The sequence below is a fragment of the Sphingorhabdus sp. genome, from assembly GCF_044357595.1.
In the GTDB taxonomy this organism is placed as follows: domain Bacteria; phylum Pseudomonadota; class Alphaproteobacteria; order Sphingomonadales; family Sphingomonadaceae; genus Sphingorhabdus_B.
The window spans coordinates 1-13403 of the sequence record NZ_JBIKPH010000062.1 but is presented as its reverse complement, the minus strand read 5'-3'; the positions used below and the strand labels follow the sequence as shown (position 1 = coordinate 13403).

Here is a 13403-nt window from a genome sequence, read left to right as displayed (position 1 = left end):
TGGTCCCGTTAGCAGGCGCACCGTTGGGCGTCAAAATGCGTGGCAAAAAAGAAGGGCGCGGGTTTTACGCCGCGCCCTTCCTGTTGAAGTTCTTAAGGGTTTAAAAATCGATCGACACACGACCATAAAGGAAACGTCCGCTGAAACCGAATGGCGATTGCGAGCTGTAGGGCAAGAACGAATTGTTAAAGCCATAGTTCACACCATCCACGGTGCCAAATGGCAAGCGATCGGGATACGTGTCGAGCAAGTTATTTGCACCAAATGCTATTGATACAGACTCAACAGGCTTAAAACGGAACTCAAGATCTGTGACCCATTTTGGCGACAAGAAGATGTCACCTGGAAGAGTGCCGGGCGCTTTTGTGATATCGCTTGTGGGGTTAGTTCCAGTAACGGTTGAGAAGCCGCTCGGCAAGAACACTTCACCATAACGGTTGGTGCGCAGCGTCAGGCCGAAGTTATTATAATCCCAGTCAAGGCCAACATTGAGCTTGTTCTTGGGTTGGCCCTCTGTGAGGCGGAAGCTTTCCTGGCGTGCGAATAGGCGCTGCGCGGTGAAGCCAGAAAATACCCGGCGATCCGAGATTTTTGTATCGTTCAGATTATAACCAACGCTCACCCGGAATTGGCCAAGACCAAATTCTGGCACGCGGTAGCTTGCGACAATATCGAGACCCGAGGTCTTCGTATCGATACCATTGATGAAGAAGCGTGCCGAGCTGACCCCAGTAACGCCTGCTGCAGTCAGTAACGCTAGAACGTCTGTACCCTGAAGGTTTTCCGTCAGCGTGATGCGGTCGTTAATTTTAATATTGTAATAATCCGCAGTGATGCTCAGTCCGCTAAATGGCGTAAAAGTAACACCTGCGCCCAGATTGATGGATCTTTCTGGCTTGAGAGGCTGTGCACCCAAAGCGATAGCAACTGGCGATGAAACAGGGAATGTTCCGATTTCAATCAAGACCCCGCCGACATTGTTGGTGGAGGTAGCTGCAAAGGATTGTTGCGCAAGGCTAGGAGCGCGGAAGCCGGTTGAAACCGAACCACGCAAGGCAACGCCATCAATCACTTCAAAACGCGCAGCTGCTTTACCATTGATGGTGTCGCCAAAGTCGCTGAAATGTTCGTAACGGCCGGCCAACTGAACCGTCAATTGGTCAGTGAGATCAGCGTCTAGTTCGGCATAACCGGCAAAGCTGTTTCGCGATACGTCGGTTTCGTTGGCTGGACGGAAACCGGGAAACACCTGGGCGCCACCAGCAGCGTTGAATGGCGCTGCTGAAAATGGTCCATTGACGTAGCTTTGTAGTTCGCCAGCAACGATTTTGTAGTTTTCGTTCCGATATTCGCCACCAAAAGCAAAAGAAACACTCTTGCCGATGCCGATGTCCAAATCACGGCGCATATCGAGGTTAATCGATGTCTGGCCTGACCGCAAACCACCTGAATCGAAACTGCGGGCGCTCGCTAGGCCGCCAAGCGACGTATTGACCGTGTTTTCAATGGTATAGTCAAGGCGGTTTGACCCGTAGACCGCCGAAAGATCATAATCCCAACCACTCATTGCGCCGCGAAGACCGGCCGCAGCAGAGATATCTACAATCTTACTAGCAATCAACGGCAGGAAGCCGTCCGCGTAGATTGGAACAAAGCTGGAGGTGGAAGCCGCAAAATCTCGGTTTCGAGCGTCGAAAGAACGACGATAAAAACCAGCGCCATTGCCGTCGCGGACGCCATAGCTGCCGAAGGTGTAGAATTCGGCAGTATCGGAAAACTCATAACCTGCGTTCACGAAGAAGTTCAGGTCTTTTGATACACCATCACCATAACGGTGGGCATAACGGTTAAAGGTTGCTTCGCGTGGATCGCCAGCAGCGAAGTAGTTGCGGCGGATATCTGGACCGGAACGGTTCGTGGGCGACCGGTCCTTATATTCTGCCGTTAAATTAACATAACCGCTCTCACCCAACGGTAAACCAAAGTTAGATGCAAAGGTGTAAGTATCGCCATCGCGACGTTTGCGATCTTCACCCGTGTAAGTTATAACTGGATTATCACCGCCGATGATGGCGTTATCGGTCGAGCGGATTGTGGGATTGGTTGTGGTGAGTGCCACGGTATCCACCTGACCAACATCTTCCATCTTAGTGATATATTTGCCGAACGTCGCCTGCGCGCGGCCGCCCATGCCTTTTTTCAACTGCACGTTGATGACGCCAGCAATAGCATCGGAACCATATTGCGAAGCTGCACCATCACGAAGCACTTCGATGCGTTCAATGGCCAATGGCGGAATTGTGTTGAGATCGACTGCGGTCGACCCACGGCCAACAGAACCGTTCAAGTTCACGAGCGCCGACTGGTGACGGCGCTTACCGTTAATCAGCACGAGAACCTGATCGGGCGCAAGGCCGCGCAGTGTTGCAGGACGCAGAGAGTCCGTTCCATCAGTGAGCGACGGCTGCGGGAAGTTGAATGAAGGTACGAGCTGGTTCAGCAATTTGTTTGTTTCGGTTTGGCCGCTGTTTAACAAAGCTTCCGCCGAAATGACGTCAACAGGAACTGTGCTGTCCGCTACGGTACGGTCGGTACGGCGCGTGCCGGTGACGATAATGGCGTCTTGGCCAGTTGCTTCTTCAACAGCCGAACTTTGCGGTGCGCTGTCTTGAGCAAAGGCTGGGTTTGCGGCAGCTACAAAAAGAGCAGTGGACGAAACCGTCACCGCTAGTGCTGAAATGAGCTTAAGATTTTTCATTTTATTTCCTCGATTTACACGTAAATTCCCTATGCTGGCATGAATCTGGCACTTTGACGCGATAAGTTCCAGTAAAGTCTTAATATTGAAATATTTTGCCATGGATGTGTGGCTTTGTGGCAACGCGCATATATTCCAATATGTTCGAAAAATTACATTAAGCTGTGGATTGCTGAAATCGCTGCTTTGCGACAGCAGAATGGCTCGCTATCGGGACTAATATGTCCGAAATAATTGACGCTCCCGAAGAAGATCCGTTTGACGCAATAGTCGATGCGCCTTTCGATGCGGCGCTTTCTGAGCGGTATTTAATCTACGCAATGTCGACGATAACGGCACGTTCGCTGCCCGATTTGCGCGATGGACTTAAGCCTGTTCACCGGCGTTTGCTTTGGGCCATGCGCCTTTTGAAACTTGACCCTGCAAGCGGTTATAAAAAATGCGCGCGCGTTGTCGGTGATGTGATTGGTAAATATCACCCGCATGGCGATCAGTCGGTATATGACGCGATGGTTCGCCTCGCGCAGACTTTTTCGTTGCGGTATCCGTTGGTCGATGGGCAGGGGAATTTCGGTAATATCGACGGTGATAATGCTGCTGCCTATCGATATACCGAGGCGCGCCTAACCCGCACTGCTATTGAGCTCATGAACGGGCTTGATGAAAACGCGACCGATTTTCGGCCGACCTATAATGGCGAAGATGAAGAGCCAGAGGTCATGCCGGGCCTTTTCCCGAATTTGCTGGCCAATGGCGCAAGCGGTATCGCCGTAGGCATGGCGACAAGCATTCCCTCGCACAATGCAGCAGAAATCATTGATGCCGCGATGCTGTTAATAGAGGAGCCACAAGCCAGCCACGAACAGCTGATGGATGTTGTGCGCGGGCCCGACTTCGCAACTGGCGGGGTGTTGGTTGACAGCCGCGCCGTTATCAGCGCTGCTTATGCCAGCGGACGCGGCGCGATGCGGGTGCGTGCCCGTTTCTCGAACGGTTGGCAGGACGGCGCTTGGGAACCAACGGGCGTTGAAAAGCTGACCGGCGGTACATGGCAGCTTGTCGTATGCGAAATTCCCTATCAGGTCCAAAAAGGCAAATTGATCGAGCAAATTGCGCAGCTGGTTGCCGATAAAAAGCTGCCTATTCTCGACGATATTCGGGACGAAAGTGACGAGCATGTGCGCATCGTACTGGTGCCAAAAAGCCGGAATGTTGACCCCGAAGACCTCAAAAATGCTCTGTTCCGTCTAACGGATTTGGAAACGCGTTTTTCTTTGAACATGAACGTTTTGGATGCAGATCGCACGCCAAAGGTCATGGGCTTGGGCGAAGTGCTGCTGCGCTGGCTGAAGCACCAAATTGAAGTGCTGGTGCGCAAGTCGCAGCACCGGCTTGAAAAAATAGATTCCCGGCTTGAGCTGCTGCAAGGCTATATCATTGCGTATCTCAATCTTGATCGCATCATCGAGATTATCCGGACTGAGGATGAGCCAAAGCCAGTTATGATGGCCGAGTTCCTTTTGAATGACCGGCAGGCAGAGGCAATCCTTAACATGCGGCTGCGGTCGCTGCGCAGGCTTGAGGAAATGGAGCTTCGGCGCGAGCTTGAAGGGCTGCAGGCCGAGCGCGAAGGGCTGGTGAAGCTGCTTGAAAGCCCCGCGCTCCAGAAAAAGCGTTTGAAAAAAGACTTAGACGCGTTGCGCAAGAGCTACGCCGAAGAAACCGAGCTTGGCCGCCGCCGTACTAGCCTTGAAGAAGCTGGCCAAGCGCGGGAAATTTCGCTCGAGGCCTTTGTTGAACGCGAACCTGTGACCGTCATCATGTCAAAGCGCGGCTGGATCAAGGCGATGAAGGGCCATGCCGACTTATCTGCACGCGCCGACTTTAAATTCAAGGAGGGTGATGGCCCTGCCTTTGCTTTCCATGCGCAGACCACGGACAAGATACTGATCGCAACGGCCAATGGCCGTTTTTACACCTTGGGCGCGGATAAGCTTCCTGGTGCCCGCGGTTTTGGCGAACCAGTGAGTACCATGATCGATATCGAGACGGGTAATGACATTATCGCCGTATTTACCGCTGTGCCCGACGGGCGCATGTTGCTGGCCGCGACAACGGGCAAGGGCTTTATTGCGCGGATGAGCGATGTCGTGGCCGAGACGCGCAAGGGGCGGGGCGTTGTGACGCTCAAGCCTGGCACGCGATTGAAAGTCGTGCGTCTTGCACCGTCGGGAACCGCTGATGAAGCCATATTACGCGATCAATATGTGGCGGTGGTGGGCGAAAACCGCAAACTTGTTGTTTTCCCGATGATTGAGATACCCGAAATGTCCAAAGGGCAGGGCGTGACTTTGCAACGGTATAAAGATGGCGGTCTTGCCGATGCTATTTGCTTCCGCATAAGCGAAGGCCTTAGCTGGGCTATGGGTGGCGATAGCGGGCGGATGCGGACGGAGAATGATATGTCCTTGTGGCGCGTTGCCCGCGGCGCCGCTGGCCGTTTGCCACCACAGGGCTTTCCCAGAAACAACCAATTCGACTGATATCTGATATTGAACGTAGTGAAAGGGCTGGGCCTTAAGGTTCTCGGCCCTAAAGCGGCAAAAATACTTACCCGTTTTTGGTTTCTGAAAAGGCGGCATGTACCGTCTGAGACGCCAGTTCATTTTGGCGTTGGATGTCGGGAAAGCCTTCATCAATCCAAGCGACTTCAATAGCTTGCAGCGTTTTTGCGACCAATGGCCCTGCTTTCAGACCCAATTTTATGAGGTCCCCGCCTTTAACATTTAGGCTTGGAATTTCCCATTGCTGCAACTGCGCGAGACATTCTGGAACATCGCTATCTGTGCTGTACAGCATCACCACGTCGCGCGCGGTTCCGATGTCAGCATGATAGGCCGTGGCGCGGACATTGTCAGGTTGCGGGGGAGGTGCAGTTAGTCTCTGGGCGAAGCCTTCACGCAGTTTGTTCGACAGCTTCAACCGTGCTGCAACTTTATCGACAGCCACAGCATCGCGGTTCAGAAGCGCAAGAAACCGGGCGGGGAGCGAGACGTTCTGCGCAAATTGTTGTTCGCGCTTAATGAGGCTCTGCAAATCATTGGCCGCGCTGCCGGAAAGTTCCGGCAGAAACGGTGTAAAAATGCCGTGCGTGATCATCAGCTCAATGGATAGGCCAGGGTCTCTTAAGCTTAAAATACGGGTAAGTTCCTGCGCGATGCGTTCACGCGACAATGCCGTCAAGCCATGCGCCCCTTGTGCGCATGCGGCAATTGCGTCGGTGTCTAATTGACCGCTTCCATATCGGGCAAGGAACCGGAAATATCGCAATATGCGCAGAAAATCCTCGGCGATCCTCTCATTTGCATCGCCAATGAACCGCAATCTGCCTGCTTTCAAATCCTCTAGGCCATTGAAATAATCGAAAATATTTCCGCTTTTGGGCTCCGCATATAAGGCGTTGATCGTAAAATCACGCCGTGCCGCGTCCTCACGCCAGTCTGTAGCAAAGGCCACGGTCGCGCGGCGTCCGTCTGTCGCAACATCGCGGCGCAGGGTTGTTATTTCGTAATTTTTGCCATCGATTGCTGCGGTGACGGTACCATGTTCAATGCCAGTAGGAATCGCCTTTATGCCGCCTGCTTCTAACCGGTCGATGACGTCCATCGGCACTAAGGCCGTGGCGATATCAACATCTGCGATAGGCAATCCTAGCAAAGTATCGCGCACCACGCCGCCCACATATCGCGGACCGCCATAGGCATCGCCCAGTACCGCCAACACTTTTTTCAAGCCATCGGCATGCTGCCATTCGGCATCGGGAAGGCTGGTTTCTATCATGCCAGTCGTCGCACCAGATTGGCAATTATCCCTGCCGTCACGCCCCATATGCGCCGATTGCCCCATTGAATATCATAATAGCTTCGCTGCTGCCCATTCCAAGCCGCCTGTTTTTTAATCGAATTGGCAGGATCAAATAGAAAGGCAAGAGGAACCTCAAACCAGTCTTCTACTTCTTCGGGATTGGCCTCCAATGCAAGGTCTGGAGGAATGACGCCGACAACAGGTGAGATGCTGTATCCGCTTCCAGAAATATAAGTATCGGCCACGCCGATCACGTCAACTTGGGTGGGTGGAAGGTTCAATTCTTCATGTGCCTCACGCAAAGCAGCGGCAATATCGTTTTCATCTCCGTCGTCGACCTTGCCGCCTGGGAACGCCACTTGACCTGCATGGCTGCGCAACCAAGTTGGACGCTGGGTGAGTATAACGCCTGGCTCCGGCCTGTCGGTAATGGCTATCAGAACGGCGGCCGCACGGTAGCCTTTTGAACCCAGGTAACGTTCGTCCTCGATTTCAATGCTGAGCGCTGGATCAAGCGCTATATGCAGCCGTGAACGCCAATTCATGCAGGAGTAGCCAGATAAAATTGGGCACCTTTGCTCCAAATGCAAGGAAATTCTGGGTTTTCTGCAAGCGCCAGATTGGCCAGCTCGTAATATACTGGACGCGCAAGCTTTGCCCATAGGCCTTCCCGTACATACAAATATAACAGCCCGTTGCGCATCTCGATTGCGTGATCAGCATCAGCGAAAACCAGGTCATCGCTGTTCAGGCGGAACGCCAGAGTGCGGTTTTGGCCTTCGCCTTCACTTTGCAGCTCGACAGCAATGAATGGTACATCATCAACGATGATCGAAAGCTTTTGCTGCGGCGTCACAAGCCAATGTTGTCCATCGGTATCTCGGCGCAACAGGCTCGAAAAAGCCCGGATCATTGCAGGTCGCGTGATTTCGCCGCCCTGATGAAACCATTTGCCGTCCGACGCGATCCGCATTTCGCTGTCGCCCGTATTGGCGGGTTCCCAGCTTTCCACCGGCGGCAATTTTCGCGCCGCAACAAGTTCCGTAATATCGGACAGTGTAAGCTTTGCTAGATCTGGTGCTTCATAAGGCATAGGAACGCGATACGGACAAAGCTAGCGATCGTCAAAGCTTAGTCAGTTGGTCCAAGCATGCCGTGCGTTGGCAAAGCAACCATATTGCTATTGCGCAGAAGCAAACGCCTTGGGTCCCAAGGGCCGGGCAAGGTCCAGCCAGATGTGCCCTCAGCTTCAAAACCAAAACGGCCATAATATTCGGGATCGCCAATCATCACCATCGGCGGGTCTTGCGGCGTTGCAGCATTCAGCATCAATTGCATGAGTTGCTTCCCAAGCCCGCTGTTCTGGAAACGGGTGGCAACAGCGACTGGTCCTACCAAGATTAAGGCGGCCGTATCGACGCGGACGGGCCAACACTGGATGCTTGCGACAAGGACGCCGCTATCTAATATGGCAAAGGACAGATGATCAATAGCGGTCATGCCTTTGCGCAGCAAATAGGCGGTGCGCATATGCCGGTCAGTTCCAAATGCATCATCCAGTAGCGCGTTCAACGCATCTGCAGATGTGCCGGTTAAGGGCGAGAACTGAAACATGTTTTGGCCTATTGAATTGCGCGCAGCGCGGGAATGTTATCGCCGCGCCCTGTCACCGCAGATTCATTTTGTCCAATCCAATATATAACACCACCAATAATATAGGCAGCGGTAAATTGCCTTTATGGCAAACATACATTAGCATCTTCAACTTCGATGCTTTTTTACGCAGGAGACGACATAGTGAACGATCAAGACGTGCCCCAAGACACATCAGAGGCGACTATGTTACCTGCGCAAGACCAATTCGCACAGCCTGCGCGTATCAAAAAAGATTATGCTGGTTATTTGGTTTTGATTGCCGGGATAGGTTCGTTTGTCTGGGGCTTGGTTTCCGCTGTTGGAACAGGTTGGGGGTTCTGGGAGTATACCTCCGGTCTCAAGGGCGTTTTTTTCGCATTTCTGTTAGGCATTGGCGCTATTCTGATTAGCCTGTTTCAAGCATGGCGCTTGCGTAAGTCTGTTGCGCCACCACCGCGCGCACGCCGTTGGGTTGGTATGCTTGTTGCGTTAATCTATGTGGGATGGGTAGGAACGTTTCTTGTCAAGGCACTCACGGTGCCTGCCATTCATGATATATCGACCGATCTTGCTGATCCGCCAGCCTTTCAGACATTGCAGCTGCGTGCGGACAATCTGGACAATGTTCCTGGCGCGGATGATTTGAAAATGCGCGGCCTTACTCCGCAGCAGCGTTGGGGCGTTGTCCATCAAAAGGGCTATGGCGACATTCGTTCGGTTCGTATTAATGAACCTGTGGCAATGGTTATTGCCAAGGCGGAACGCCTCGCAAAAGCACGCAATTGGGACATTGCGATTTCTTTGCCCGCAGAAGGCCGGCTGGAAGCGACTGAAACCAGCGCATTTTTTCAGTTTAAAGATGACGTCGTATTGCGGGTACGTCCATCTGACACGGGGGAGGGGAGCATTGTCGATATGCGCTCTGTCAGCCGCGTTGGGCTAAGTGATTTGGGCATGAATGCGAAGCGCGTACGATCTTTCCTTGCAGATCTTACAGGAACGGTGACGGCGGCGCCATAAGGCGTCGCCGCAGCATCTGCTACTTCTTCGGCGTCAGTTTCAACAAGCGTCCTTCTGAACCGCGGTACTCATCCTCAAGCAACCAGATAGCGCCATCAGGGCCCTGTTCTACTTCGCGGATGCGCGCGCCCAGATCCCATTGGTCGGCTTTGGTGGCGTTTTCGCCATCCAGCTTAACCCGCACCAGCGCCTTTGCGCCAAGACCGCCAAGAAATGCGCTGCCCTTCCACTCTTTGAACATGTCGCCTGAATAAATCATAAGGCCAGCAGGAGATATGGCGGGGTTCCAGAACACTTTGGGCGCTGCAAAGCCGTCACCTGCTGCATGGTCTGGAATATCGCGACCGTCGTAATGGTTGCCATTGGACACGAAAGGATAGCCGTAATTGGCTGCCTTCTTAACAAGGTTCAATTCATCACCACCCGCAGGTCCCATTTCTTGGTTCCATAGCCGGCCTTGCGCATCAAAGGCGATGCCAAGCGGATTGCGATGCCCATAAGACCAGATTTGCGATTTTACACGGCCCTGATCGTAAAAGGGATTGTCCGATGGAACCACCCCGCTGTCGGTCAACCGAACAATTTTACCAAGATTTTGGTTGAGGTCCTGCGCAGGGTCGAATTTCTGCCGCTCGCCACTGCTGATATACAGCATGCCATCCGGCCCGAAAGCGAGACGATGGCCAAAATGGCCTTGACCCGAGACCTTGGGTTCCTGCCGCCAGATTATTTGAACATCGCTCAAGGCAGCTTTGCCGCCTGCAATGGTAAGCTTGCCTCTTGCCACTGCCGCGCCAAACCCACCTTCACCCGCTTCGGCAAAGCTGAGATAGACAAGTTTGTTTTTGGCAAAGTCTGGGTGGAGAATGACGTCACCAAGGCCCCCTTGGCCGCCATATGCGACTGCTGGAACGCCATCAACATCCACAACAGGGCCTTCATTTTGCCACAGCTTTAGTTTGCCCTTCTTTTCGGTCACAAGGGCATATGGCGTGTTGGGCACAAACGTCATGGCCCATGGCTGATCGAAGTCCGCAACGACTGCTACGTCAAAAGGCTTCCCGCTGGTGTCGGTGGGGGCGGCGTCACTGACCGAAGGTTGGCAGGCTGCAGCTAGAAATGACGCGCCAAGCAGGAAAGACAATTTCGACATTAATAAGTGCTCCTATTATTTGTGCCTAAGATAGTTGGGAATTCAGACCCCTATGTGCAAGAGGCTTGCATAGGAAAGGCTTCCGCACTATACCCACGGCATCCTTACATTGTGAGAACTTGGAAGGGCTGGCGCCACTGGGGCCGGCGCTGAAAGTCATTGCATGTCGTATAAGAAAGACTGAATGTGCCTGATCTGGATAAACTGAGCAGTTTGATTGCCCCTGAGGCGAAAGCGCTTGGCTTTTCGTTGGTGCGCGTGGCGTGGTTTTCTAACGGAGCACAGGGTAGCGATGAGCCGACCTTGCAGGTGATGGCAGAACGTCCTGAAACACGACAGTTGAATATTGACGATTGCGCGGCGCTTTCGCACCGCATCTCTGACCTGTTTGACGAGCTTGACCCTATTGTTGAGGCATATCGCCTTGAAGTCAGTTCACCTGGCATTGACCGGCCACTGACGCGCTTGGCGGATTTCGCTGACTGGGTAGGGCATGAGGCGAAGATTGAACTCAGCGAGCCAATGGATGGCCGCAAGAATATTCGTGGTGACCTTGCCGGTGTCGACGGCGAAGAAATCCATGTCGATGACCGCAAGGCCGGACGGCTGACATTCCCATTTTCCGCACTTGGCCATGCCAAGCTGCTCTTGACAGACAGGTTGATTGCGTCGACTGCCCCCATCAACAGCGATGGGGCGGACGAAGTAGAAGCCGAACCCATTCACGATGAAGCACAGGAAGATTAAGAACATGGCCAGTAGTATTGCCGCCAACAAGGCCGAATTGCTTGCAATTGCCAATGCGGTCGCCACCGAGAAGATGATCGACAAGTCGATTGTTATAGAAGCGCTCGAAGAAGCTATTCAACGCGCCGCGCGTGCGCGTTATGGTGCCGAAAATGACATTCGTGCGAAGCTGGACACCCAGACGGGCGACCTGCGCTTGTGGCGCGTTGTTGAAGTCGTTGAAAATGTCGAAGATTATTTCAAACAAGTTGACTTGAAGCAGGCCGACAAGTTGCAAAAGGGCGCCGTTGTTGGCGACTTCATCGTCGACCCGTTACCCGCAGTTGACCTTGGTCGCATCGACGCCCAATCGGCAAAGCAGGTCATCTTTCAAAAGGTGCGCGATGCAGAGCGCGAGCGCCAGTTTGAAGAGTTCAAGGATCGTACAGGCGAGATTATCACAGGTGTGGTGAAATCAGTCGAATTTGGTCATGTTGTCGTCGATCTTGGCCGGGCAGAGGGCGTTATCCGCCGCGACCAGCAGATCCCTCGCGAAGTTGTGCGCGGTGGTGATCGCGTCCGTGCGCTCATCATGAAGGTGCAGCGCGAAAATCGCGGCCCGCAAATCCTTTTGAGCCGCGCACATCCTGATTTCATGAAGAAATTGTTCGCGCAGGAAGTTCCCGAAATTTATGACGGCGTCATCGAAATCAAGGCCGCTGCTCGCGACCCGGGCAGCCGCGCTAAGATCGGTGTGATCAGCCACGATAGCAGCATCGACCCAGTTGGCGCTTGCGTTGGTATGAAAGGTAGTCGCGTTCAGGCCGTCGTGCAGGAAATGCAGGGCGAAAAGATCGACATTATTCCATGGTCGGAAGATACAGCAACTTTCATCGTAAACGCCCTTCAGCCAGCAACGGTGAGCCGCGTTGTGATCGACGAAGAAGAAGGCCGCATCGAAGTCGTTGTTCCTGACGATCAATTAAGCCTTGCGATTGGCCGTCGCGGACAGAATGTCCGTCTCGCATCGCAGCTGACTGGCCGTGGCATCGACATCATGACCGAAGCGGAATCGAGCGAGAAGCGGCAGAAGGAATTTGTCGAGCGTTCCGAAATGTTCCAGCAAGAGTTGGATGTTGATGAAACACTTGCCCAGTTGCTGGTCGCCGAAGGCTTTAGTGAACTCGAAGAAGTCGCTTATGTCGATCCGTCGGAAATCGCCGCAATCGAGGGCTTTGATGAAGGTCTGGCCGAAGAACTCCAGAGCCGTGCACAAGAAGCGTTGGATCGTCGCGAGGAGGCTAACCGAGCCGAACGCCGCGAATTGGGCGTGGAAGATGCCGTTGCGGAATTGCCAATCTTGACCGAAGCGATGCTGGTGGTTCTGGGCAAGGCTGGCATCAAGACGCTCGACGATCTTGCTGACTTGGCTACCGACGAGCTTATTCAAAAGGCACGCGAACCACGCCGTAACGAACGCAGCGATCGCGAGATGCGCCGTAACCGCACGGAAGACAAGGCCGGCATTCTAGCGGTTTTTGGTCTGTCGGAAGATCAGGGCAATGAGATCATCATGGCTGCCCGCGCACATTGGTTCGAAGAGGAGGACGCGATTGCAGCGGACGACTCTCAATGAGAACCGACACTCCCCAATAAGGAAGTGCATATTGTCAGGTGAGCATGGGACTCGTGCCCAGCTCATCCGGCTTGCGCTCGGCCCCGATGGCAGCATTGCGCCCGATTTGTTCGCCAAGGCGCCCGGCCGTGGCGCATGGATTGGCGTGTCTGGTGAAGAATTGTCTATAGCGCTCACCAAGGGCAAGCTTGCCGGCTTGCTACGTCGCGCGTTCAAAACTGACAAAATCGACATTATCGATGACCTGACTGGCCGCATTGATCGCGGGCTCGAAAAGGGATTTCTCGATCGGTTGGGGTTGGAAGCAAGGGCAGGGCACCTTATCTTGGGGGCAGAGAAGATCGATTCCGCATCGCGCAGCGGTCAGGTCCGGCTGTTGCTGCACGCTTCGGACGCCAGTGCCGACGGCAGTGGCAAACGCGACCAAGCCTGGCGGGTCGGTGAGGGTGCCGAAGGTTCCGGAAAGGGCGGTTTTAAACTGCCAGTAGACCGAGATGCACTCTCGGCGGCGCTTGGGCGGCAGAATGCTGTGCATGTCGCGTTGATTAACCAAAAAGCGGCGGACAGGGTGATGCATCATCTTGGACGCTGGCTAAATTTCAAAGGATGCA

General features: G+C 53.6%; 11 protein-coding genes. 5 read left to right on the top strand and 6 right to left on the bottom strand.

The annotated features are described in order from the left end of the window. Positions 1-100 precede the first annotated feature (100 nt). Positions 101-2758, bottom strand: coding sequence for a TonB-dependent receptor plug domain-containing protein (locus ACIQ2T_RS07700; RefSeq protein ID WP_397590304.1), 2658 nt, complete (start codon positions 2756-2758; stop codon positions 101-103). A gap of 221 nt (positions 2759-2979) precedes the next feature. Here ACIQ2T_RS07700 and parC point away from each other — a divergent pair, with 221 nt between their 5' ends. Further along, positions 2980-5301 carry a DNA topoisomerase IV subunit A gene (gene parC, locus ACIQ2T_RS07695; RefSeq protein ID WP_397590303.1) on the top strand — a complete coding sequence of 774 codons (2322 nt, stop codon included), beginning with the start codon at positions 2980-2982 and terminating at the stop codon, positions 5299-5301. 67 nt (positions 5302-5368) lie between these two features. Here the strand turns inward: parC and ACIQ2T_RS07690 are convergent, their stop codons facing one another. From ACIQ2T_RS07690 to ACIQ2T_RS07675, 4 genes are read right to left on the bottom strand one after another with little or no spacing between them, the layout of a single operon-like run. Next, on the bottom strand, positions 5369-6598 hold the full coding sequence (locus ACIQ2T_RS07690) for a CCA tRNA nucleotidyltransferase (RefSeq protein WP_397590302.1): 1230 nt from the start codon (positions 6596-6598) through the stop codon (positions 5369-5371). Then, entirely contained in the window at positions 6595-7167 is a 573-nt protein-coding gene (locus ACIQ2T_RS07685; RefSeq protein ID WP_397590301.1) for a CoA pyrophosphatase, read from the bottom strand. Before ACIQ2T_RS07685 ends, ACIQ2T_RS07690 begins: the two co-directional genes overlap by 4 nt. After that, positions 7164-7715, bottom strand: coding sequence for a DUF1285 domain-containing protein (locus ACIQ2T_RS07680; protein WP_397590300.1), 552 nt, complete (start codon positions 7713-7715; stop codon positions 7164-7166). The genes ACIQ2T_RS07685 and ACIQ2T_RS07680 overlap by 4 nt, the downstream gene beginning before the upstream one ends. A 38-nt stretch (positions 7716-7753) precedes the next feature. After that, positions 7754-8236 carry a GNAT family N-acetyltransferase gene (locus tag ACIQ2T_RS07675; RefSeq protein WP_397590299.1) on the bottom strand — a complete coding sequence of 161 codons (483 nt, stop codon included), beginning with the start codon at positions 8234-8236 and terminating at the stop codon, positions 7754-7756. A 183-nt stretch (positions 8237-8419) separates the two neighbouring features. Between ACIQ2T_RS07675 and ACIQ2T_RS07670 the strand changes: the two genes are divergently transcribed. Then, complete coding sequence (locus ACIQ2T_RS07670; protein WP_397590298.1) at positions 8420-9277, top strand: DUF1499 domain-containing protein; 858 nt, start codon at positions 8420-8422, stop codon at positions 9275-9277. A gap of 19 nt (positions 9278-9296) precedes the next feature. Here ACIQ2T_RS07670 and ACIQ2T_RS07665 read toward each other — a convergent pair whose 3' ends face one another. Beyond that, the gene (locus ACIQ2T_RS07665) at positions 9297-10430 is read right to left on the bottom strand and encodes a PQQ-dependent sugar dehydrogenase (protein ID WP_397590297.1); all 1134 of its coding nucleotides are present in this window, start codon (positions 10428-10430) and stop codon (positions 9297-9299) included. Positions 10431-10616: 186 nt separating this feature from the next. On the opposite strand from ACIQ2T_RS07665, the gene rimP reads away from it, so the two are divergent. The 3 genes from rimP to ACIQ2T_RS07650 all read left to right on the top strand — a co-directional run. Further along, positions 10617-11177 (top strand): ribosome maturation protein RimP, encoded by a 561-nt coding sequence (rimP, locus tag ACIQ2T_RS07660; protein WP_315477654.1) that lies wholly within the window; start codon positions 10617-10619, stop codon positions 11175-11177. Positions 11178-11181: 4 nt separating this feature from the next. Beyond that, on the top strand, positions 11182-12792 hold the full coding sequence (gene nusA, locus ACIQ2T_RS07655) for a transcription termination factor NusA (protein WP_397590296.1): 1611 nt from the start codon (positions 11182-11184) through the stop codon (positions 12790-12792). A 31-nt stretch (positions 12793-12823) separates the two neighbouring features. Further along, positions 12824-13403 (top strand): DUF448 domain-containing protein (locus tag ACIQ2T_RS07650; RefSeq protein ID WP_397590295.1); only part of this gene is annotated, 580 nt, incomplete at its 3' end.

What these genes read in the sequence shown, in the direction of transcription:
- ACIQ2T_RS07700 (WP_397590304.1), bottom strand. Translation starts at nt 2,758, where the DNA reads ATGAAAAATCTTAAGCTCATTTCAGCACTAGCGGTGACGGTTTCGTCC.
- ACIQ2T_RS07675 (WP_397590299.1), bottom strand. Translation starts at nt 8,236, where the DNA reads ATGTTTCAGTTCTCGCCCTTAACCGGCACATCTGCAGATGCGTTGAAC.
- nusA (WP_397590296.1), top strand. Translation starts at nt 11,182, where the DNA reads ATGGCCAGTAGTATTGCCGCCAACAAGGCCGAATTGCTTGCAATTGCC.
- ACIQ2T_RS07685 (WP_397590301.1), bottom strand. Translation starts at nt 7,167, where the DNA reads ATGAATTGGCGTTCACGGCTGCATATAGCGCTTGATCCAGCGCTCAGC.
- ACIQ2T_RS07690 (WP_397590302.1), bottom strand. Translation starts at nt 6,598, where the DNA reads ATGATAGAAACCAGCCTTCCCGATGCCGAATGGCAGCATGCCGATGGC.
- ACIQ2T_RS07665 (WP_397590297.1), bottom strand. Translation starts at nt 10,430, where the DNA reads ATGTCGAAATTGTCTTTCCTGCTTGGCGCGTCATTTCTAGCTGCAGCC.
- parC (WP_397590303.1), top strand. Translation starts at nt 2,980, where the DNA reads ATGTCCGAAATAATTGACGCTCCCGAAGAAGATCCGTTTGACGCAATA.
- ACIQ2T_RS07680 (WP_397590300.1), bottom strand. Translation starts at nt 7,715, where the DNA reads ATGCCTTATGAAGCACCAGATCTAGCAAAGCTTACACTGTCCGATATT.